The sequence below is a fragment of the Enterobacter sp. Crenshaw genome, from assembly GCF_024734705.1.
GTDB classification, from domain to species: Bacteria; Pseudomonadota; Gammaproteobacteria; order Enterobacterales; family Enterobacteriaceae; genus Enterobacter; species Enterobacter asburiae_B.
In genome coordinates, this window is record NZ_CP102932.1 from 1,697,112 (window position 1) to 1,719,308 (window position 22,197).

At 56.0% G+C, this 22,197-nt stretch carries 21 protein-coding genes; 18 read left to right on the forward strand and 3 right to left on the reverse strand.

From position 1 onward, the window contains the following. Positions 1-13: 13 nt before the first annotated feature. The 7 genes from NWV12_RS08015 (at position 14) to flgL (ending at position 7,066) form a co-directional block, all read left to right on the forward strand. A complete protein-coding gene (locus tag NWV12_RS08015) occupies positions 14-769 on the forward strand; it encodes a flagellar basal body rod protein FlgF (RefSeq protein WP_033145205.1) in 756 nt (251 codons plus the stop codon). A gap of 11 nt (positions 770-780) precedes the next feature. Then, positions 781-1,563 carry a flagellar basal-body rod protein FlgG gene (gene flgG / locus NWV12_RS08020; RefSeq protein ID WP_008500810.1) on the forward strand — a complete coding sequence of 261 codons (783 nt, stop codon included), beginning with the start codon at positions 781-783 and terminating at the stop codon, positions 1,561-1,563. A gap of 57 nt (positions 1,564-1,620) precedes the next feature. Continuing rightward, positions 1,621-2,319, forward strand: coding sequence for a flagellar basal body L-ring protein FlgH (flgH, locus tag NWV12_RS08025; RefSeq protein ID WP_024909015.1), 699 nt, complete (start codon positions 1,621-1,623; stop codon positions 2,317-2,319). Between the two features lie 12 nt (positions 2,320-2,331). Beyond that, positions 2,332-3,429, forward strand: coding sequence for a flagellar basal body P-ring protein FlgI (locus NWV12_RS08030; protein WP_029740346.1), 1,098 nt, complete (start codon positions 2,332-2,334; stop codon positions 3,427-3,429). Then, positions 3,429-4,382 (forward strand): flagellar assembly peptidoglycan hydrolase FlgJ, encoded by a 954-nt coding sequence (flgJ, locus tag NWV12_RS08035; RefSeq protein WP_101744471.1) that lies wholly within the window; start codon positions 3,429-3,431, stop codon positions 4,380-4,382. The genes NWV12_RS08030 and flgJ overlap by 1 nt, the downstream gene beginning before the upstream one ends. A gap of 75 nt (positions 4,383-4,457) precedes the next feature. Beyond that, a complete protein-coding gene (flgK, locus tag NWV12_RS08040; protein WP_033145207.1) occupies positions 4,458-6,098 on the forward strand; it encodes a flagellar hook-associated protein FlgK in 1,641 nt (546 codons plus the stop codon). A 14-nt stretch (positions 6,099-6,112) separates the two neighbouring features. Further along, on the forward strand, positions 6,113-7,066 hold the full coding sequence (gene flgL, locus NWV12_RS08045; RefSeq protein WP_023311143.1) for a flagellar hook-associated protein FlgL: 954 nt from the start codon (positions 6,113-6,115) through the stop codon (positions 7,064-7,066). A gap of 74 nt (positions 7,067-7,140) precedes the next feature. Here flgL and NWV12_RS08050 read toward each other — a convergent pair whose 3' ends face one another. Next, the gene (locus tag NWV12_RS08050; protein ID WP_048979219.1) at positions 7,141-8,355 is read right to left on the reverse strand and encodes an MFS transporter; all 1,215 of its coding nucleotides are present in this window, start codon (positions 8,353-8,355) and stop codon (positions 7,141-7,143) included. 145 nt (positions 8,356-8,500) lie between these two features. Between NWV12_RS08050 and NWV12_RS08055 the strand changes: the two genes are divergently transcribed. After that, positions 8,501-9,403, forward strand: a complete 903-nt coding sequence (locus NWV12_RS08055; RefSeq protein ID WP_075204843.1) for a LysR family transcriptional regulator — start codon at positions 8,501-8,503, stop codon at positions 9,401-9,403. A gap of 41 nt (positions 9,404-9,444) precedes the next feature. On the opposite strand, the gene rne is transcribed toward NWV12_RS08055, so the two are convergent. Beyond that, on the reverse strand, positions 9,445-12,564 hold the full coding sequence (gene rne / locus NWV12_RS08060; protein WP_048979220.1) for a ribonuclease E: 3,120 nt from the start codon (positions 12,562-12,564) through the stop codon (positions 9,445-9,447). A gap of 572 nt (positions 12,565-13,136) precedes the next feature. On the opposite strand from rne, the gene rluC reads away from it, so the two are divergent. After that, the gene (gene rluC, locus NWV12_RS08065) at positions 13,137-14,084 is read left to right on the forward strand and encodes a 23S rRNA pseudouridine(955/2504/2580) synthase RluC (RefSeq protein ID WP_048979221.1); all 948 of its coding nucleotides are present in this window, start codon (positions 13,137-13,139) and stop codon (positions 14,082-14,084) included. A gap of 132 nt (positions 14,085-14,216) precedes the next feature. On the opposite strand, the gene NWV12_RS08070 is transcribed toward rluC, so the two are convergent. Next, complete coding sequence (locus NWV12_RS08070; RefSeq protein ID WP_039261893.1) at positions 14,217-14,801, reverse strand: nucleoside triphosphate pyrophosphatase; 585 nt, start codon at positions 14,799-14,801, stop codon at positions 14,217-14,219. A gap of 140 nt (positions 14,802-14,941) precedes the next feature. Here NWV12_RS08070 and yceD point away from each other — a divergent pair, with 140 nt between their 5' ends. The 9 genes from yceD to pabC all read left to right on the forward strand — a co-directional run bounded on the left by yceD (position 14,942) and on the right by pabC (position 22,197). Beyond that, entirely contained in the window at positions 14,942-15,463 is a 522-nt protein-coding gene (gene yceD / locus NWV12_RS08075) for a 23S rRNA accumulation protein YceD (protein ID WP_014883375.1), read from the forward strand. Positions 15,464-15,479: 16 nt separating this feature from the next. Beyond that, positions 15,480-15,653, forward strand: coding sequence for a 50S ribosomal protein L32 (gene rpmF, locus NWV12_RS08080; protein WP_003857964.1), 174 nt, complete (start codon positions 15,480-15,482; stop codon positions 15,651-15,653). A gap of 80 nt (positions 15,654-15,733) precedes the next feature. Further along, positions 15,734-16,768 carry a phosphate acyltransferase PlsX gene (plsX, locus tag NWV12_RS08085; protein ID WP_060568787.1) on the forward strand — a complete coding sequence of 345 codons (1,035 nt, stop codon included), beginning with the start codon at positions 15,734-15,736 and terminating at the stop codon, positions 16,766-16,768. 6 nt (positions 16,769-16,774) lie between these two features. After that, positions 16,775-17,728: a beta-ketoacyl-ACP synthase III gene (locus NWV12_RS08090; protein ID WP_023311150.1), complete on the forward strand. Its 954-nt coding sequence runs from the start codon at positions 16,775-16,777 to the stop codon at positions 17,726-17,728. A 15-nt stretch (positions 17,729-17,743) separates the two neighbouring features. Next, positions 17,744-18,673 (forward strand): ACP S-malonyltransferase, encoded by a 930-nt coding sequence (gene fabD / locus NWV12_RS08095; RefSeq protein WP_033145214.1) that lies wholly within the window; start codon positions 17,744-17,746, stop codon positions 18,671-18,673. A gap of 12 nt (positions 18,674-18,685) precedes the next feature. Further along, the gene (gene fabG, locus NWV12_RS08100) at positions 18,686-19,420 is read left to right on the forward strand and encodes a 3-oxoacyl-ACP reductase FabG (RefSeq protein WP_008500795.1); all 735 of its coding nucleotides are present in this window, start codon (positions 18,686-18,688) and stop codon (positions 19,418-19,420) included. 277 nt (positions 19,421-19,697) lie between these two features. Further along, positions 19,698-19,934 (forward strand): acyl carrier protein, encoded by a 237-nt coding sequence (gene acpP / locus NWV12_RS08105; RefSeq protein WP_003857954.1) that lies wholly within the window; start codon positions 19,698-19,700, stop codon positions 19,932-19,934. A gap of 91 nt (positions 19,935-20,025) precedes the next feature. Further along, entirely contained in the window at positions 20,026-21,267 is a 1,242-nt protein-coding gene (gene fabF, locus NWV12_RS08110) for a beta-ketoacyl-ACP synthase II (protein WP_024909028.1), read from the forward strand. 120 nt (positions 21,268-21,387) lie between these two features. Continuing rightward, entirely contained in the window at positions 21,388-22,197 is an 810-nt protein-coding gene (gene pabC, locus NWV12_RS08115; protein WP_048979222.1) for an aminodeoxychorismate lyase, read from the forward strand.

Below are 22,197 nucleotides of genomic sequence, written 5' to 3' on the forward strand. Positions count from 1 at the left end.
ACAGGAAAGCGCAATGGATCACGCAATATATACCGCGATGGGCGCGGCAAGTCAGACGCTCAATCAGCAGGCCGTTACCGCCAGCAACCTGGCAAACGCCTCTACGCCGGGCTTTCGTGCGCAGCTTAATGCGCTGCGCGCGGTGCCGGTTGAAGGGCTGTCCCTGCCGACCCGTACGCTGGTGACGGCATCAACCCCTGGCGCAGATATGACGCCAGGGCAGATGGACTACACCTCGCGCCCGCTGGACGTTGCCCTGCAGCAGGACGGCTGGCTGGCGGTGCAAACTGCGGACGGCAGCGAAGGCTATACCCGTAACGGCAATATCCAGGTGAGCGCGACGGGCCAGCTGACGATTCAGGGCCATCCGGTGATGGGGGAAGCGGGTCCGCTGACCGTGCCGGAAGGCTCTGAGCTGACTATCGCCGCGGACGGTACCATTTCGGCGCTGAACCCGGGCGACCCGGCCAACACCGTTGCACCCGTCGGACGTCTGAAGCTGGTGAAAGCGGAAGCCAAAGACGTGCAGCGCGGCGACGACGGCATGTTCCGTCTGACCCAGGCGGCGCAGGCGACGCGTGGTGCCACGTTACAGGCCGATCCGAGCATCCGCGTGATGTCCGGCGTTCTGGAAGGCAGCAACGTCAAGCCGGTCGAAGCCATGACCGACATGATTGCCAGCGCCCGTCGTTTTGAAATGCAGATGAAGATCATCAGCAGCGTGGATGAAAACGCGGGCAAGGCTAACCAACTTCTGGCTATGAGTTAACAGGACTCCTTATGATCAGTTCTTTATGGATCGCGAAAACTGGCCTGGACGCCCAGCAGACCAATATGGACGTGATTGCCAACAACCTGGCAAACGTGAGCACCAATGGTTTCAAGCGTCAGCGTGCCGTTTTCGAAGATTTGCTTTATCAAACCATCCGTCAGCCGGGCGCGCAGTCTTCTGAACAGACGACGCTGCCGTCGGGTCTGCAGATCGGTACCGGTGTTCGTCCGGTGGCCACCGAGCGTCTGCACAGCCAGGGCAACCTGTCTCAGACCAACAACAGTAAAGACGTGGCAATCAAAGGCCAGGGCTTCTTCCAGGTGCAGCTGCCTGACGGGACCTCTGCCTATACCCGCGACGGTTCGTTCCAGGTCGATCAGAACGGCCAGCTGGTGACGGCGGGCGGTTTCCAGGTTCAGCCTGCGATTACCATCCCGGCGAACGCCCTGAGCATCACCATCGGACGCGACGGTGTGGTCAGCGTGACCCAGCAGGGACAGGCCGCGCCGGTTCAGGTCGGGCAGCTCAACCTGACCACCTTCATGAACGATACCGGTCTGGAAAGCATTGGTGAGAACCTCTACACCGAAACGCAATCCTCCGGTACGCCGAATGAGAGCACCCCGGGCCTGAACGGCGCGGGCCTGCTGTACCAGGGTTATGTTGAAACGTCCAACGTGAACGTGGCGGAAGAGCTGGTGAATATGATCCAGGTCCAGCGCGCGTATGAAATTAACAGTAAAGCAGTGTCGACGACCGACCAGATGCTGCAGAAACTGACGCAACTCTAAGGTGTAGCCCGGTGCGGTAAACGCCGCACCGGCTCCCTGTTTTCGAAGATGAAGGCAATGCAAAAAAACGCGGCGTTTCGTTATCCGATACTGACTGTTCTGGCTGTCACCCTCAGCGGGTGTGCTTTGATCCCGTCTAAACCATTGGTCCAGGGTGCGACGACTGCCCAACCCGTTCCTGGCCCCGCGCCAGTGGTAAACGGCTCCATTTTCCAGACCGCGCAGCCGATTAATTACGGCTATCAGCCGCTGTTTGAAGATCGCCGCCCGCGTAACGTCGGCGATACATTGACCATTGTGCTGCAGGAAAACGTCAGCGCGAGCAAGAGCTCGTCGGCGAACGCCAGCCGCGATGGCAAAACCAATTTTGGCTTCGATACCGTGCCACGCTATCTCGAAGGGCTGTTCGGCAACGCGCGTGCTGATGTGAACGCGTCCGGCGGCAATACCTTTAACGGCAAAGGCGGCGCGAACGCCAGCAACACCTTCAGCGGTACGCTGACGGTCACGGTTGACCAGGTACTGGTTAACGGCAACTTGCACGTTGTGGGTGAAAAACAGATCGCCATCAACCAGGGCACTGAATTCATTCGCTTCTCGGGCGTGGTTAACCCTCGCACCATCAGCGGCACCAACACCGTTCCGTCCACCCAGGTGGCGGATGCGCGCATTGAGTACGTCGGTAACGGCTATATCAATGAAGCGCAAAATATGGGTTGGCTGCAGCGCTTCTTCCTTAATCTATCGCCGATGTAAGCGAGGTGACCCATGTTTAAATCGATCTTCGCCGTGGCGCTCGCGCTGGTGGCAACATTTGCCCAGGCTGACCGTATTCGCGACCTCACCAGCGTTCAGGGCGTTCGTGAAAACTCCCTGATTGGCTATGGCCTGGTGGTGGGTCTGGATGGTACCGGTGACCAGACGACCCAGACGCCGTTCACCACCCAAAGCCTGAACAACATGCTTTCCCAGCTCGGCATTACCGTGCCGGCGGGAACCAACATGCAGCTGAAAAACGTGGCCGCGGTAATGGTCACCGCATCCTACCCGGCGTTTGCGCGTCAGGGGCAGACCATTGATGTAGTGGTCTCCTCAATGGGTAACGCCAAAAGCCTGCGTGGCGGTACGCTGCTGATGACCCCGCTGAAAGGCGTTGACAGCCAGGTCTATGCGCTGGCGCAGGGGAACATTCTGGTTGGCGGTGCGGGGGCATCCGCAGGCGGAAGCAGCGTGCAGGTGAACCAGCTGAACGGTGGACGTATCACCAACGGTGCGATCATTGAGCGTGAACTGCCGACCCAGTTTGGCGCGGGCAACACCATCAACCTGCAGCTTAATAATGAAGACTTCACCATGGCGCAGCAAATTGCCGATACCATCAACCGCAGCCGCGGCTACGGTAATGCAACGGCACTCGACGCGCGCACCGTGCAGATCCGCACCTCCACCGGCAGCAGCAACCAGGTGCGCATGCTGGCGGATATCCAGAATATGGAAGTGAACGTTCCGGTCCAGGATGCGAAAGTGATCATCAACTCCCGTACCGGCTCGGTGGTGATGAACCGGGAAGTGTCGCTGGACAGCTGTGCCGTGGCGCAGGGTAACCTTTCCGTGACGGTAAACCGTTCCGCGAACGTGAGCCAGCCGAATACGCCATTTGGTGGCGGTCAGACGGTGGTGACGCCGCAAACGCAGATTGATATGCGTCAGAGCGGCGGGTCGCTGCAGAGCGTTCGCTCCAGCGCCAACCTGAACAGCGTGGTGCGCGCCCTGAACGCCCTGGGCGCAACGCCGATGGATCTGATGTCCATTCTGCAATCCATGCAAAGCGCGGGCTGCCTGCGCGCCAAACTGGAAATCATCTAATGCTGACCGATAGCAAACTGTTGACCAGTGCAGCCTGGGACGCCCAGTCGCTCAACGAACTGAAAACCAAAGCAGGCAAAGACCCGGCGGCGAACATCCGCCCGGTCGCCCGCCAGGTGGAAGGGATGTTTGTACAGATGATGCTGAAAAGCATGCGCGAAACCCTGCCGAAAGACGGGATGTTCAGCAGTGATTCAACGCGTCTCTACACCAGCATGTATGACCAGCAGATTGCGCAGCAGATGATCGCCGGTAAAGGCCTCGGTCTGGCTGACATGATTGTGAAACAGACCGAAGCCGCGCAGGGCATTCAGCCTCAGGATCAGACGCAGCAGGTGCCGATGAAGTTCGACCTGGAAACGGTGACCAGTTATCAGAACCAGGCTCTGACGCAAATGGTGCGTAAAGCGATGCCAAAAGCCACGGGCAGCGGCGATGAGCCGCTCTCCGGTGACAGCAAAGACTTCCTGGCGCAGCTTTCTCTGCCCGCGCGCCTTGCCAGCGAACAGAGCGGCGTGCCGCATCACCTGATTCTGGCTCAGGCCGCGCTGGAGTCGGGCTGGGGCCAGCGTCAGATCCGCAAGGAAAACGGCGATCCGAGCTTCAACATCTTCGGCGTGAAGGCCACCTCCAGCTGGAAGGGGCCAACAACGGAGATCACGACCACCGAATACGAGAACGGTGCGGCGGTGAAGGTCAAAGCAAAATTCCGCGTCTACAGCTCCTATCTGGAAGCATTGTCCGATTACGTTGGCCTGCTGAGCCGCAATCCGCGTTATACCGCCGTTACGCAGGCGGCGACGGCGGAGCAGGGCGCTCAGGCCTTACAAAACGCGGGCTACGCGACCGACCCGAACTATGCGCGCAAGCTCACCAGCATGATCCAGCAGCTGAAATCCATGGGCGAGAAGGTCAGCAAAGCCTATAGCACAGATATTGAAAATCTGTTCTGAAAGTTCTCAAGTCCCGGTGGAGGTTGCCGATAACCTTCATCAGGACTCGTGTCTGAACGTATAAAAGGAACCCCCATGTCCAGTTTGATTAACAGCGCCATGAGTGGCCTCAGTGCCGCGCAGTCGGCACTCAATACCGTCAGTAATAATATTTCAAGCTATAACGTGGCAGGTTACACCCGCCAGACCACGGTGCTGGGTGCATCTAACAGCACGCTGACCGGCGGTGGCTGGGTGGGTAACGGGGTTTATGTCTCCGGTGTCCAGCGTGAGTATGACGCCTTCATCACCAACCAGCTGCGCGCCGCGCAGACGCAGAGCAGCGGTCTGACGACGCGCTATCAGCAGATGTCAAAAATTGACGATGTGCTCTCCGATACCACCAACTCGCTCTCCACCACCCTGCAGGACTTCTTCAAAAGCCTGCAAACCCTGGTGAGTAACGCGGAAGACCCGGCAGCACGTCAGACGGTGCTGGGTAAAGCGGGCGGTCTGGTCAATCAGTTCAAAACCAACGATCAGTATCTGCGTGACCAGGATACGCAGGTCAATACCGCGATTGGGACCAGCGTGTCTCAGATCAACAACTATGCCAAACAGATTGCGAACCTGAACGATCAGATTTCCCGTCTGACCGGCGTCGGTGCGGGCGCATCGCCTAACGATCTGCTCGACCAGCGCGATCAGCTCGTGACTGAACTGAACAAAATCGTGGGCGTGGAAGTCTCCGTGCAGGATAGCGGCACGTTTAATATCTCTCTCGGCAACGGTTACAGCCTGGTGCAGGGCAGCAAAGCCAGCCAGCTGGCGGCTGTGAAGTCCAGCGCCGATCCGGCTCGTACGACTATCGCCTACGTCGATGACGTGGCGGGTAATATTGAGATCCCCGAGAAATTTATCACCACCGGTTCTTTAGGCGGTTTACTGACATTTCGTGCTGAAGATCTGGATAAAGCCCGTAACAGCCTGAACCAGATGGCGCTGGCCTTTGCCGACGCGATGAACACGCAGCATGAAGCCGGTTTTGATGCGAACGGTGATGCGGGCGGTAAGCTGTTCAACTTCGGTTCTCCGGCGGTCCTGTCCAACAGCAAGAACGGCGGCTCTGCCGTGGTTACGGCTTCTGTGGCGGACAGCAAACAGGTCCAGGCGACAGACTATAAGCTGCAGTTTAACGGCACTGACTGGACGGTCACCCGTACGTCAGACAAAACCAGCTTTACGATGAGCCCGGATGCCAGCGGCAATCTGTCGTTTGATGGCCTTAACGTCAACGTCAGCGGTACGGCAAATACCAAAGACAGCTTTACCGTGAAGCCTGTTTCCAACGTCATCATGAACATGGATCTCGCGATCAGCGACGAGTCCAAACTGGCGATGGCATCTGTGCAGAACGGCGGCGAAAGTGACAACCGTAACGGCCAGAAACTGCTCGATCTGCAAAACGGCAAAGTGGTGGGTGGAAATAAAACCTTCAACGATGCGTATGCCTCTCTCGTCAGTACCGTCGGTAGCTCAACGGCGTCACTGAAGGTGAGCAGCCAGACGAAAGCCAACGTGGAAACGCAGTTAATCAAGCAGCAGCAGACCATCTCTGGGGTAAACCTCGACGAAGAGTATGGCAATTTGCAGCGTTATCAGCAGTATTACCTGGCCAATGCCCAGGTGCTACAAACTGCCAGTACGCTCTTCGATGCAATTATCAACATTCGTTAAGGTTGAGGTGAACAATGCGTATTAGCACCCAGATGATGTACGAGCAGAACATGCGTGGGATCACCGATTCCCAGAGCAGATGGCTGAGCTACGGTGAGCAGATGTCCACCGGCAAGCGCGTCAATCGTCCTTCGGACGACCCTATCGCCGCGTCGCAGGCCATCGTTCTGTCACAGTCTCAGTCGCAAAACAGCCAGTTTGCGCTCGCGCGTACCTTTGCAACACAGAAGGTCTCGCTGGAAGATAACGTGTTAACCCAGGTCAACACCGCGATCTCAAGCGTGCGCGAGAAGCTCGTTTATGCGTCGAACGGTACATTAAGCGATGACGACCGTCTTTCTCTGGCAACCGATATTCAGGGGATCCGCGATCAGCTGATGAACCTGGCTAACACGACGGATGGTAATGGTCGCTTTATCTTTGCGGGATACAAAACCGAGAGCGCACCGTTTGATGCCGCGACCGGGGATTACAACGGCGGCGCTGAGGCCATCACGCAGCAGGTTGATACGGCGCGAAATATGACCATCAGCCATACCGGACAGCAAATTTTCGAAAGCATTACCAGTAATGCGGAACAGCTGCCGGGCGGTGGATATGGCCAGACCAACATGTTCAAAATCCTGGATTCTGCTATTGCCTCGTTGAAGACACCGATTGAGAACGATCCGGCTGCCGCAACGGCGCAAAGCCAGGTGATTGCCAATGCGCAAATCGGCATCAAAAACTCCCAGAACAATATCCTGACGGTCGTTGCGGATGTGGGAACCAAGATGAACGAGCTGGAAAAACTCGACACGCTGGGTGATGACCGCGCGCTGGGTCAGACCAAGCAGATGAGTGACCTGGTGGATGTTGACTGGAACGAAGCGATTTCCTCTTACACCATGCAGCAGGCGGCCTTGCAGGCGTCTTATAAAGCGTTTAGCGATATGCAGGGCATGTCTCTGTTCCAGCTGAACAAATAACATCTTGACCTCTTGGAACATGTCTTGAAACTGGGCATGTTTTACTGCCCAATCCGTCTGGATTGGGCATTTTTTTATGCAACTTCTGCTGATGCGGAGGTGACTCGTGCGCTTTCTATCAGACGGATTGCCAGCGCAATGACGCCACAGACCGTCGCCAGCGCGACCACGCCCGTCCAGCCGGCCAGCGAGTAGATATTGCTGCCTAACGCGGAACCCAGCGCCATCCCGATAAAGACCACCGTAAAGAGCAGGGCGTTGAGACGACCGCGCGCCTGCGGTTCAAGACTGTATACCAGGTTCTGGTGAGCGACCAGGCTGGACTGCAGACCCAGGTCGAACCCGACGGCGGAGATGGCGATCAGAATCAGCTGTCCATGAACGCCCAGCGCGGGCATCAGGAACATCAGGGCGAATGAGACGGTCACAAGAACGGCACCAATCTGCGTGACTTTTCCTGCGCCCAGTTTGTCTGCCAGACCCCCTGCCAGCGGGGCAGCTAACGCACCGGCGGCACCTGCAATACCAAATCCTCCCGCTACAGCGCTACCCAGGTGATAGCGTTCCAGCAGCATGACCGCAAGCGTAGACCAGAAGGCGCTAAAGGCAATCGACAGGAAGCCCTGAGCCAGCGCCGCACGGCGCAGCGCCGGATAGCGACGCCACAGATGCTCCATTGAGCGCATCAGCGCGGGGTAGCTCAGCGTGGAGTGAATGGCAAAACGGGGAAGCACAAACCACATCATCACCCCGACGAACGCAATGCTCGCCGCCGCCAGCTGGTACATGACGCGCCAGCCAAACGCTTCGCCCACCACGCCGCTCACGGTTCTTGATAATAAGATACCCATCAGCAGCCCGGTCATTACCGTACCCACGGTTTTCCCCTGTTTACCTTCCGGCGCAAGGATGGCTGCGGCAGGGACGATATCCTGTGCCATGGTGGCGGCCATGCCGATGAGCAGGCTGGCCAGCAGCAGAGAGTGGATCTGCCCGGTCAGGCTACAGCCGAGAAGAAACAGCGCCAGCGCCGCACTTTTTATCAGGATTAACGTCCTGCGGTCGTGGCGATCGCCGAGCGGGAGCAGGAACAGGATCCCCAGGGCATATCCCGCCTGGGTGAGCGTTGGGACCAACCCCATTCCTTCGATACTCAGATGAAGGTCTGCGCCCATCAATGGCAGCAGAGGCTGGGCATAATAGATAGATGCCACGCTGAAACCTGCACCGATCGCCAGCATTAAGATTACCCAGCGGCTCACGGCATGGGCGGCGGTTGTTGTGTTCATAAGATGTTCCTCATTCGTCGTGTGAGGCTATTTTTTATCAGTACGCCTTGCGACGGTAGCGGGCCCGGTGGTAAAACGCTTATACGTTGAACGTATAAGTGCAAATGCGATGAAAAGAGCTGAGCGTATAGACAGGGTGGAGCTAATGCGGACGTTTGTTCGTATTGTGGAGGCGGGATCCCTCTCTGCGGCGGCACGGCAGCTGGCTACTACCCAGGCCACGGTAAGCAGACGGTTACAGTCGCTTGAGACCATGCTGGGCGTGCGCCTGATATTGCGCACCACCCACACGACGCGGCTGACGGATGACGGCGAGCGCTGCTATCAGCACGCCCGTCGGGTGATTGACAGCTGGCTGGCGCTGGAAGATGAGGTGGGGCAGACGGAAGATGAGCCGGTAGGCGTGCTGCGGGTGCGCGCTCCGCACGCGTTTGGTCAGGATCAGCTTCTGAAACCCGTAACCGAGTTTTTGCAACGCTATCCCCAGCTTTCGATTGAGTGGATGCTCAACGATCGGTCAGCGGACTTCCTCGGCGACAACCTTGACTGTGCGATTCGGGTGGGCGTGGAAGTCGATCCGGCGACCGTGTCCGTGCTGCTGGCCGAAGTGCCGCGCTCGGTAGTGGCTTCACCGGCACTGCTGGCCCGTTTCCCGACGGTTACCACGCCGGAGGATTTGCAGCAGTTTCCCTGGATAGCGATCAGCTCATTCTACCAGCGCCATGTGGAGCTGTTCCACGATGCATCACCCGCCACCGCGCGGATTGCTATTACGCCACGGCTGAGCACCGATAGCCTGTATGTCGCACGCAATACGGCGCTCACCGGGCTTGGCGTGGCGGTGGTATCCAGCTGGACGGTACAGGATGATATTCGGGAAGGGCGGCTGGTGCATTTGCTGCCAGACTGGCAGCCAGCGGCGTTACCGGTGCATCTGGTTTACCCCTGGTCCCGTTATTATCCGGCACGCTTGCGGCGTTTTCTGGAGTTGATGCGGCAGGTCATGCCTGAGGTGACCGGAATGAGAAAGCCCGTGCAGCAGCCATAAAAAAAGCCGACCCGAAGGTCGGCTTTTTACTTTCAGCGTCGTTATTCGACAGACTGCGGACGCGTCGCCGGTGCAGTCGCCTGATGCGTTGCACTGTGGCCGCCTGCAGCGCCTTTACCGTCGAAGCTGAAGGTCGGGCGTACCCAGTCACTGTGACGCGGGGCTTCAGGCACGTAATCCGGTGCCGGGGCGCGCGTCATTGGTGCTGTCGCCACGTGGGCTGCGGCTGGTGCAGAAACAACCGGCTCAGGTTTCACCTCAGGCGCTTTCGCTTCTTCGACAACCGGTTCAACCTGAATCTCAACGTCCTGAACGACTTCTTCAGTGGTGGTTTCAACGAGGGTTTCTGCGGTGTCTTCCACTGCGGCTACAGGTTCAGCCTCTTCAGCGACTTCCTCAGCCACCACGGCATCTTCTTCGGCGATAAGCTGCGGTGCGGCATCAACCGGCGCGGCAATCACTTCTGGATGGGTGGTTTCAACGTCCACTGCGTGAGGTGCTTCAGCTTCAACAACCTCAGGTTCAACCACGGTTGCCGCTTCAGTCACGACAGCTTCTACCGCGGCTGCTGGTGCAATCACCTCTTCGGTTACAGGCTGTTCTTCAACAACCTGCTCCGGGCGAGCAACCGGGTAGCGGATCCAGACTTTGCCGGAGGCCATTTCTGGTGAAGCACAGGCAATGGTCAGCGGCATTGGCGACTGAGTCGGGTAACGCTCGTCACGATAGCGACGACGGCGCTGGCCGCTGACGCGCAGATGACGTGGAGAACGACGTGAACGGCGCGGCATACCGGCGTTATCACGGTTTTCACCGTTATCATCCTGCTCAACGTTGTTTTCAACGACCGCTGGCAGGTCAACTTTCGCCAGCTGTGTGCCGGTTGTGCTCTCGCTGGTTTCAACCGCGATAGCGCCTGACTCTTCGGTTGCTTCAGAGGCGAAGCGAACTTTCTGAGAAAGCTGGCGCTGCTTACGACGCGGCATAACCTGAGTACGTTCTTCCTGCTCGCCGTCCTGCTGTTCAACAGGCTCTTCGCGGTTCAGGTTTTTGACTTCCTGCTGTGCCTGACGCTTCTCGTCGTTACGGCGACGGCTGCGTTCACGGCGCGGCTGCTGGTCGTCACGCTGTTTGCTCTTCTCAGACTCATCGCCCGCCTGCTGGCGAATTTCGCGATCTTCAACATTCGGCTGTTGTTTCTCGCGACGGTTGCGACGGTTGTCTTCGCGTTGCTCACGGCCTTCGCCATTCTCAGAGCGGTTGTCACGGTTATCACGACGCTCGCTGCGGTCATTGCGATCGCTGCGGTCATTACGATCGCGGCGGTTGTTCTGACGCTTACGGCGATCCTGCTGACGCTCTGGCTTGGCTGCTTTTGGCTCTTCTTTCGGCTGCTCTGGCTGAACTTCTTCTTCAGCAAACATCTTCTTCAGCGCGCCAAAGAAGCGGCTCAGCAGACCCGGCTGTGCCGGCTGGGCTTTCGCTACCGCGGCTTCTGGTTTCTGCGCTGCAGGTTTGGCCGCAGGTTTTTCCAGGGCTGCTTCCGGTGGTGCTTCAGGCATGATGAAGGTCGCTAACGCAGGCTGCTCTGGCAGTTTGCGCTCGGCTGGCTCTTCATCGGAAGGCAGAGACATCTCTTCTTCATGCAGCTTCGGCAGCAGGTAGCTGAGGGTGGTCGTCTCTTCGCCCTTACGCACGCGCAGCACGTGATAGTGTGGGGTCTGCATCTGGTCGTTTGGCACGATGATGCAGCGAACGCCACCCTGACGCGCTTCAATCGCACTTACCGCTGCACGTTTTTCGTTAAGCAGGTAAGAGGCAACGGGCACCGGCACAATGGCGTGAACCTCTTTGGTGTTCTCTTTCAGCGCTTCTTCTTCAATCAGACGCAGAATGGAGAGGGACAGCGATTCGTTATCACGCACGGTACCGGTGCCGGAGCAGCGCGGACAAACGTGATGGCTGGACTCGCCGAGAGACGGGCTCAGACGCTGACGGGACATCTCCAGCAGGCCAAAGCGTGAGATATGGCTAATCTGGATACGCGCCCTGTCCTGACGCACCGCTTCGCGCAGACGGTTTTCAACCGCACGCTGGTGGCGTACCGGGGTCATGTCGATGAAGTCGATAACAATCAGACCACCCAGGTCGCGCAGGCGGAGCTGGCGGGCGATTTCATCAGCGGCTTCGAGGTTAGTGTTGTAGGCAGTCTCTTCGATATCGCCACCGCGCGTTGCACGCGCGGAGTTGATGTCGATAGCGGTCAGCGCTTCAGTGGTATCGATAACGATAGAACCGCCGGATGGCAGACGCACTTCACGCTGGAAGGCGGACTCAATCTGGGATTCGATCTGATAGTGGCTGAACAGCGGGATTTCACCGGTGTACAGTTTAATTTTGCTGGTGAAATCCGGACGACCCAGCGCGGCGATGTGCTGGCGCGCCAGCTCAAGCACTTTCGGGTTATCGATCAGAATCTCACCGATGTCCTGACGCAGATAATCACGGAAGGCACGCACAATAACGTTGCTTTCCTGGTGGATCAGGAACGGAGCAGGGCGGCTTTCGGCTGCTTTCTGAATGGCTTCCCAGTGCTTCAGACGGAAGCTCAGGTCCCACTGCAGCGCTTCGGCTGATTTGCCAACGCCTGCGGTACGCACGATAAGCCCCATGCCATCAGGCAGTTCGAGGCTTGCCAGCGCTTCTTTCAGCTCGGTACGGTCATCACCTTCGATACGGCGAGAGATGCCACCCGCACGCGGGTTGTTAGGCATCAGAACCAGATAGCTCCCTGCCAGGCTGATAAAGGTGGTCAGTGCGGCACCTTTGTTGCCACGCTCTTCTTTATCAATCTGAACGATAACTTCCTGACCTTCACGGAGAACATCTTTGATGTTTGGGCGGCCATGGGCGTTGTAGTTTGCGGGGAAATATTCGCGGGCGATTTCTTTCAGAGGGAGGAAACCATGACGCTCAGCACCGTAATCGACAAATGCAGCTTCAAGGCTTGGTTCAATGCGGGTGATTTTACCTTTGTAAATGTTCGCTTTTTTCTGTTCGTGTCCAGGACTTTCGATATCCAGATCGTACAGGCGCTGCCCATCCACAAGGGCGACACGCAACTCTTCTTGCTGAGTTGCGTTGATTAACATTCTTTTCATCGTAACTTACTCGTTATTCTTACATTGACGACAAAGCTGCGGGCAAGGTGACGCTTTCCGGGGTATGAACCGATGGCCTCGTGTCTGTTCACGTCGCCAACCTCACGGTTGTCGCTCGCTTAAGAGGCGCAGAGTGTCGGTTGCCTGTATTTCATACGGAAACACAGCGCAATTATCAGGGGAATTGCCTGGGTAGAACTCTCCAGAGAACAATCCTTATACCGGGAAGTACTGCAACCCGCAGCCCGCTAACTGCCTGAAAGATCAATACGTCTTACGCCATTGCTGCGTGGATGATCGGTCAGACAAAATTGGTCATTCCGTCAACATCCTTACTTAACCAGGATTTAACACGGAAAACAGCCTCATTATTCCACTGCTCGCCGGGTTATAGCAAGATGACTTTTACCAATTATCACCCGGTTACTCACAGTTTCTTCACTTCAGCATGGCGATTGGTTTAATAACCACCAAATCGGTTGCGCGAAACCGGGAGCTGGCCGGATAAAAGTAAATATAAGCATAGAAAAATGAGTGGCGCTAATGGCTGACGATATTTAGAATCGCCAACCATGAAAACAGAGACTCCAGCCGTAAAAATGGTTGCCATCGCCGAAGATGACGCGGGGCAACGTATCGATAACTTTTTGCGCACCCAGTTGAAAGGTGTGCCAAAGAGCATGATTTACCGCATCCTGCGCAAGGGCGAGGTGCGGGTGAACAAAAAACGCGTGAAGCCCGAGTACAAACTCGAGGCGGGCGATGAAGTACGTATTCCGCCGGTGCGCGTTGCGGAACGTGAAGAAGAGAGCGTTTCACCGAAGCTACAGAAAGTGGCGGCCCTGAGCGATGTGATCCTTTACGAAGATGACCACATTCTGGTGCTCAATAAACCGTCAGGAACGGCTGTTCATGGCGGCAGCGGTCTGAGCTTCGGCGTGATTGAAGGGCTGCGTGCCCTGCGCCCGGAAGCGCGCTTCCTTGAACTGGTGCACCGTCTTGACCGTGATACCTCTGGCGTACTGCTGGTGGCGAAAAAGCGTTCTGCGCTGCGTTCGCTGCATGAACAGCTGCGTGAAAAAGGGATGCAGAAAGACTACCTGGCGCTGGTGCGCGGTCAGTGGCAGTCCCATGTAAAAGTGGTGCAGGCGCCGCTGCTGAAGAACATTCTGCAAAGCGGCGAACGTATTGTCCGCGTGAGCCAGGAAGGGAAACCGTCTGAGACGCGCTTTAAGGTTGAAGAGCGCTATGAGTTTGCCACGCTGGTGCGCTGCAGTCCGGTGACCGGTCGTACTCACCAGATCCGCGTGCATACGCAGTTCGCAGGGCACCCTATCGCCTTTGATGACCGCTATGGCGACCGCGAGTTTGATAAGCAGCTGGCGGGGACGGGACTGTCGCGTTTGTTCCTGCATGCGGCAGCGCTGAAGTTTACCCATCCTAATACGGGGGAAGTCATCCGTATTGAAGCGCCGCTGGACGAGCAGCTGAAACGCTGTCTTAAGGTTCTGCGCGGCTAAGGTAAACGTAAAACGGCAACGAATGTTGTCGTTTTTAATGTTTGCTCCCTCTCCCTGTGGGAGAGGGCCGGGGTGAGGGCATCAGGCCGCAGTTTAGTAGGCCCATGCAAGCGAAGCGCCGCTGGGTAAAAGTTACATGGTCAACGGATTACACTCTTCTCGCCTTAACATCTGACACAGGGCAATCAGCGGTAACCCCACCAGCGTGTTGGGATCTCGTCCGTCCAGCTTGTCGAACAGCGCAATCCCCAGTCCTTCGCTTTTAAAGCTCCCCGCACAGTTCAGCGGACGTTCCCGGCGCACATAATCCACGATCTCTTGCTCGCTGAGATGGCGAAAGTGTACGTCGAACGGCTCGCATTCGGTTTGCAGATGACCGGTGGCAGAGTTATAAAGCGCCAGGCCGGTATAAAAGGTCACGATAGTGCCTCGCGCGCGCAGAAGCTGCTGGCAGGCGTTCTCCTCCGTATGGGGCTTGCCGGTGATTTCGCCGTCCAGCACGCAAACCTGGTCTGAGCCTATAATCAAATGTGTGGGGTAACGTGCGGCCAGCGACTGCGCTTTCTCTTTAGCAAGACGCATCACCAGATGACGCGGTGATTCGCCCGGCTGTGGCGTCTCATCAACCTCTGGCGCGGCGCATTCAAACGGGATCCCGAGCTTTTCCAGCAGCATTCGGCGGTAGGGAGACGTGGAAGCAAGGACGAGATTTGGCATATTTTTATCACCAGATATAGCGTATCGATGCCAGCCATTTTAAACTACAGGCCGCAATGTGTGCGAATAATTGGCAAAAGGCAGCTCTGGTTGCCTTTTTCTTTGACTCTATGACGTTACAAAGTTAATATGCGCGCCCTATGCAAAAGGTAAAATTACCCCTGACTCTTGATCCGGTTCGTACGGCTCAAAAACGCCTCGATTACGAAGGTATCTATACTTCCGATCAGGCTGAGCGTATTGCCGAATCCGTAGTCAGTGTGGACAGTGATGTAGAATGCTCCATGTCGTTCGCTATCGACAACCAGCGTCTCGCCGTTTTAACCGGTGATGCAAAGGTGACGGTAACGCTCGAGTGTCAGCGTTGCGGGAAACCGTTTGTACAGCATGTTCACACAACGTATTGTTTCAGTCCGGTTCGTTCTGACGAACAGGCTGAAGCACTCCCGGAAGCGTATGAGCCGATTGAGGTTAACGAATTCGGTGAAATCGATCTTCTGGCTCTGGTTGAAGATGAAATCATCCTCACCTTGCCAGTCGTTCCGGTGCATGATTCTGAACACTGTGAAGTGTCCGAGGCGGACATGGTCTTTGGGGAACTGCCTGATGAAGCGCAAAAACCAAACCCATTTGCCGTATTAGCCAGCTTAAAGCGTAAGTAATTGAGGAGTAAGGTCCATGGCCGTACAACAGAATAAACCAACCCGTTCCAAACGTGGCATGCGTCGTTCCCATGACGCGCTGACCGCAGTTACCAGCCTGTCTGTAGACAAGACTTCTGGTGAGAAACACCTGCGTCACCACATCACCGCTGACGGTTTCTACCGCGGCCGCAAGGTTATCACTAAGTAATCACGCGCAAGCGTGATTAGGCTTAGTGAGGATTTCCCCGTGCAAACGGGGAATTTACCGAACCAGGCTGCGACGATACCTTGACACGTCTAACCCTGGCGTTAGATGTCATGGGGGGAGATTTTGGCCCTTCCGTGACAGTGCCTGCAGCATTGCAGGCACTGAATTCTAATTCGCAACTCACACTTCTTTTAGTCGGCAATCCCGACGCAATCACGCCATTACTCGCAAAAGCTGACTTTGAACAACGTTCGCGTCTGCAGATTATTCCTGCGCAGTCAGTTATTGCCAGTGATGCCCGACCCTCGCAGGCGATTCGCAATAGTCGTGGCAGCTCTATGCGGATAGCGCTGGAGCTGGTGAAAGAAGGGCGAGCTCAGGCTTGCGTCAGCGCGGGAAATACCGGCGCGCTGATGGGGCTGTCGAAATTGCTGCTCAAACCTATTGAAGGTATTGAGCGCCCTGCGCTGGTAACGGTGTTACCGCATCAGCAGAAGGGCAAGACGGTGGTGCTCGATTTGGGCGCTAACGTCGACTGTGATAGTACTATGCTGGCTCAGTTTGCCGTGATGGGATCGGTGCTGGCAGAAGAAGTTGTCGGGATCAACACTCCCCGTGTTGCGTTACTGAACATTGGTGAAGAAGAGACCAAAGGCCTGGACAGCATTCGCGAAGCGGCTGAATTGCTCAAACAGGTTCCCTCCATCAACTATATTGGTTATCTCGAAGCCAATGAGTTGTTGACGGGTAAAACGGATGTTCTGGTGTGCGATGGCTTCACCGGAAACGTCACGTTGAAGACCATGGAAGGGGTCGTACGCATGTTTCTTTCTCTGCTGAAATCTCAGGGAGAAGGCAAAAAAAGCGCCTGGTGGCTGATTTTATTGAAGCGTTGGTTACAAAAGAGCCTGACGCGGCGATTCAGTCACCTCAACCCCGACCAGTATAATGGCGCCTGTCTGTTAGGATTGCGCGGCATCGTGATTAAGAGTCATGGCGCCGCCAATCAGCGAGCATTTGCTGTCGCGATTGAACAGGCAGTGCAGGCGGTGCAGCGACAAGTCCCTCAGCGGATTGCCGCTCGCCTGGAATCTGTATTAGCTAAAAGTGACTGAGCGTACATGTATACGAAGATTTTAGGTACCGGCAGCTACCTGCCAAAACAAGTGCGTACCAACGCCGATCTGGAAAAAATGGTAGATACCTCTGACGAGTGGATTGTCACGCGCACAGGTATCCGTGAACGTCGTATTGCCGCGCCAGACGAAACCGTGTCGACCATGGGTTACGAAGCCGCACAGCGTGCTATCGAAATGGCGGGCATTGATAAAGAACAGATTGGTTTGATCGTGGTCGCCACGACGTCTGCCACGCATGCTTTCCCAAGCGCGGCATGCCAGGTGCAGAACATGCTCGGCATTAAAGGCTGTCCGGCGTTTGACGTCGCTGCCGCGTGCGCAGGCTTCACCTATGCGCTGAGCGTTGCCGATCAGTACGTGAAATCCGGTGCCGTTAAATACGCGCTGGTGATCGGTGCTGACGTGCTGGCGCGTACCTGCGATCCAACCGATCGTGGAACGATCATTATTTTTGGTGATGGTGCGGGTGCAGTGCTGCTGGGGCAGTCCGAAGAGCCAGGTATCATCTCTACGCATCTGCATGCTGATGGCAGCTATGGCGAACTGTTGACCCTGCCTAACGCCGATCGCGTTAATCCGGACAACTCGATTTACCTGACTATGGCAGGGAACGAGGTGTTCAAGGTGGCGGTAACCGAGCTTGCACACATCGTTGATGAAACGCTGGAAGCGAATAACCTTGAGCGTACCGCGCTCGACTGGCTGGTGCCGCATCAGGCGAACCTGCGTATCATCAGCGCGACCGCGAAAAAGCTGGGCATGTCGATGGATAACGTTGTAGTGACGCTGGATCGTCACGGCAACACCTCTGCGGCGTCGGTACCGTGCGCATTTGATGAAGCGGTACGCGATGGACGAATCAAACGGGGCCAGCTGGTCTTGCTTGAAGCCTTCGGTGGCGGGTTCACCTGGGGTTCCGCGCTGGTTCGTTTCTAGTATAAGGAATAAAAAATGACGCAATTTGCTTTTGTGTTCCCGGGACAGGGCTCTCAAACCGTTGGGATGTTGTCTGAAATGGCAGCACGCTATCCGGTAATTGAAGAGACTTTCCGTGAAGCTTCTGATGCACTGGGTTATGATTTATGGGCGCTGACCCAGCAGGGTCCGGCCGAAGAACTGAACAAAACCTGGCAGACCCAGCCAGCGCTGCTGACCGCGTCCGTTGCGCTGTGGCGTGTCTGGCAGCAGCAGGGCGGTAAAGCGCCAGCGCTGCTCGCGGGTCACAGCCTGGGTGAATACTCTGCGCTGGTGTGTGCCGGCGTGATCGCGTTTGCTGACGCGGTACGTCTGGTTGAACTGCGCGGTAAATTCATGCAGGAAGCGGTGCCGGAAGGCACGGGCGGCATGTCTGCCATCATCGGTCTGGATGATGCTGCAATTGCAAAAGCGTGTGAAGAATCTGCTGAAGGCCAGGTTGTCTCTCCGGTAAACTTCAACTCGCCGGGCCAGGTGGTTATTGCCGGTCATAAAGAAGCGGTTGAACGTGCGGGTGCGGCCTGTAAAGCAGCGGGTGCTAAGCGTGCGCTGCCGCTGCCGGTCAGCGTGCCGTCTCACTGTGCGCTGATGAAGCCTGCTGCCGAAAAACTGGCGGTTGAGCTGGAAAAAATTACGTTTAACGCACCGACGATTTCCGTTGTGAACAACGTCGATGTGAAATGCGAAACCACGCCGGAAGCGATCCGTGACGCGCTGGTTCGCCAGCTCTACAGCCCGGTACAGTGGACTAAAACCGTTGAGTTTATGGCCGCTCAGGGCGTTGAGCACCTGTATGAAGTCGGCCCAGGTAAAGTCCTCACCGGTCTGACAAAACGTATTGTTGACACCCTGACAGCCTCGGCAATTAACGAGCCGGAAGCGATGTCAGCGGCACTCTCGCAATAAAAGAGGAATACCATGAGTTTTGAAGGAAAAATCGCCCTGGTCACTGGCGCAAGCCGCGGTATCGGGCGTGCAATTGCTGAAACACTGGTTGCGCGCGGCGCGAAGGTGATTGGTACAGCAACCAGCGAGAATGGCGCTCAGGCCATCAGCGAGTATCTGGGTGCAAATGGTAAAGGTCTGGTACTGAATGTGACCGAACCTGCATCTATCGAATCTGTTCTGGAAAATATTCGCGCAGAGTTTGGTGAAGTGGATATTCTGGTAAACAATGCCGGGATCACTCGCGATAACCTGTTAATGCGAATGAAAGACGACGAGTGGAACGATATCATCGAAACCAACCTGTCATCTGTATTCCGTCTGTCAAAAGCGGTAATGCGCGCTATGATGAAAAAGCGTCATGGACGTATTATCACTGTCGGTTCTGTGGTTGGTACCATGGGAAATGCTGGTCAGGCCAACTACGCTGCGGCGAAAGCAGGTCTGATTGGTTTCAGTAAGTCGCTGGCGCGTGAAGTCGCGTCCCGCGGTATTACTGTAAACGTTGTTGCTCCGGGCTTTATTGAAACGGACATGACGCGTGCGCTGACTGATGAGCAGCGTGCGGGTACGCTGGCGGCAGTTCCGGCGGGTCGTCTTGGCGACCCTAAAGAAATCGCCAGTGCGGTTGCATTTTTAGCCTCTGACGAAGCGGGTTACATCACTGGTGAGACCCTCCACGTCAACGGCGGGATGTATATGGTTTAACCACGAGATACACTAAATCATTCTGGTTGGATCAAGGCGGCAAGACCGAGAAGCCTGGGAGCATAGATTACTATGTGACCGGGATTAGAGGGCGCAGCCAACGCAGAGGCAGCCTGGATGATGACGTGTAGAAAAATATTTGCGTTATTAGGGCAAATGGCCTCAAAATAACGTAAAATCGTGGTACGAACTGCCGGGATTTAGTTGCAAATTTTTCAACATTTTATACACTACGAAAACCATCGCGAAAGCGAGTTTTGATAGGAAATTTAAGAGTATGAGCACTATCGAAGAACGCGTTAAGAAAATTATCGGCGAACAGCTGGGCGTTAAGCAGGAAGAAGTTGTGAACTCCGCTTCCTTCGTTGAAGACCTGGGCGCAGATTCTCTTGACACCGTTGAGCTGGTAATGGCTCTGGAAGAAGAGTTTGATACTGAGATTCCGGACGAAGAAGCTGAGAAGATCACCACCGTTCAGGCTGCCATTGATTACATCAACGGTCACCAGGCGTAAGTGAACATCTCCAGGCGGTCATTCGACCGCCTGAGTTTTATCTTTTTTATTCCCACGAATCTCTTTTTTTATCCCTCCCTGGAGGACAAACGTGTCTAAGCGTCGTGTAGTTGTGACCGGACTTGGCATGTTGTCTCCTGTCGGCAATACCGTAGAGTCCACCTGGAAAGCTCTCCTTGCCGGTCAGAGCGGCATCAGCCTAATCGACCATTTCGATACTAGCGCCTATGCAACGAAATTTGCTGGCTTAGTAAAGGATTTTAACTGTGAAGAGATCATCTCGCGCAAAGAACAGCGCAAGATGGATGCCTTCATTCAATATGGAATTGTCGCTGGCGTTCAGGCCATGCAGGATTCTGGCCTTGTGATTACGGAAGAGAACGCAACCCGTATTGGCGCCGCTATCGGCTCCGGGATTGGCGGTCTTGGCCTGATCGAGGAAAACCATACATCTCTGATGAATGGTGGCCCGCGTAAGATCAGCCCGTTCTTCGTTCCGTCCACGATTGTTAACATGGTGGCGGGTCACCTGACCATCATGTTCGGCCTGCGTGGGCCAAGCATTTCAATCGCGACTGCCTGTACGTCTGGCGTACATAACATCGGCCAGGCCGCGCGCATTATTGCGTACGGCGATGCAGATGCTATGGTTGCGGGCGGTGCTGAAAAAGCCAGTACCCCACTGGGTGTCGGCGGTTTTGGTGCGGCGCGTGCGCTGTCTACCCGCAATGATAACCCGCAGGCGGCGAGCCGTCCGTGGGATAAAGACCGTGACGGCTTCGTGCTGGGCGACGGGGCGGGCATGATCGTACTGGAAGAGTACGAACACGCGAAAAAACGCGGCGCGAAAATTTATGCTGAAATCGTTGGTTTTGGCATGAGCAGCGATGCTTACCACATGACGTCTCCTCCTGAGAACGGCGCGGGTGCTGCGCTGGCGATGGAAAACGCGATTCGTGATGCGGGTATTACCCCAGCACAAATTGGCTACGTGAACGCGCACGGTACTTCTACACCTGCAGGCGATAAAGCTGAAGCTCAGGCGGTTAAGTCTATCTTCGGCGAATCTGCCAGCCGCGTAATGGTGAGCTCCACCAAGTCCATGACCGGTCACCTGTTGGGTGCGGCGGGTGCAGTAGAGTCAATCTACTCCATCCTTGCGCTGCGCGATCAGGCTGTTCCGCCAACCATCAACCTGGATAACCCGGATGAAGGTTGCGATCTGGACTTCGTTCCTCACGAAGCGCGTCAGGTTAGCGGTATGGAGTACACCCTGTGTAACTCCTTCGGCTTCGGCGGCACCAACGGCTCTCTGATCTTCAAAAAGATCTGATCCTGACGTCCCGATAGCATTTAAAAAGGTCCGCTTGCCGGGCCTTTTTTATTAAGCCTAATCTTCTTGTCGGCTGCATGACATCCTGCCAGACTAAATGCCCACGCATAAGGAGCCACCATGTTTTTAATCAATGGCCTTGAGCAGGACACGCTGCCTGCCAGCGACAGGGCGATACAGTTCGGTGATGGTTGCTTTACGACGGCGCGCATTCTGGATGGCGATGTCTGCCTGCTGGAGGCGCACATTCGACGCCTGCAGCATGGCTGCGAAAAGCTCATGATCCCCTTTACGCACTGGGACACGTTGCGCCAGGAAATGTGCCAGCTGGCAAATGGGAAGGACAGCGGCGTACTCAAAGTCATCATCAGCCGCGGCAGTGGTGGCCGGGGTTACAGCGCCGCATCGTGTATCAACCCTACGCGTATTCTCTCCGTTTCTGCTTATCCCGCGCATTACACTCGCTGGCGAGAAGAGGGCATCACGCTGACGCTGAGCCCAGTACGACTGGGACGAAACCCGATGCTGGCCGGGCTTAAGCATCTCAATCGCCTCGAGCAGGTGCTCATTCGTACTCATCTTGAACAGACGGACGCCGATGAGGCGCTGGTTCTTGACAGCGAAGGGGTTATTACGGAATGCTGTGCGGCTAATTTACTCTGGCGGCAGGGGGAAGAGGTGTTCACTCCGTCGCTGGAACACGCTGGCGTAAATGGGTTAATGCGTCAGTTTTGTCTGCAACAGCTGGCACGCTCTGGCTTTCGCGTTGTCGAAGTTAGCGCAGGAGAAGCAGCGCTACAGAACGCCGATGAAGTCATCATCTGCAATGCGCTTATGCCTGTTGTACCCGTCCGTGCGTATGGCCAACAACGCTGGTCTTCACGCGAGCTGTTTCAGTTTTTAGCCCCGATATGTGAGCAAACCAGATAG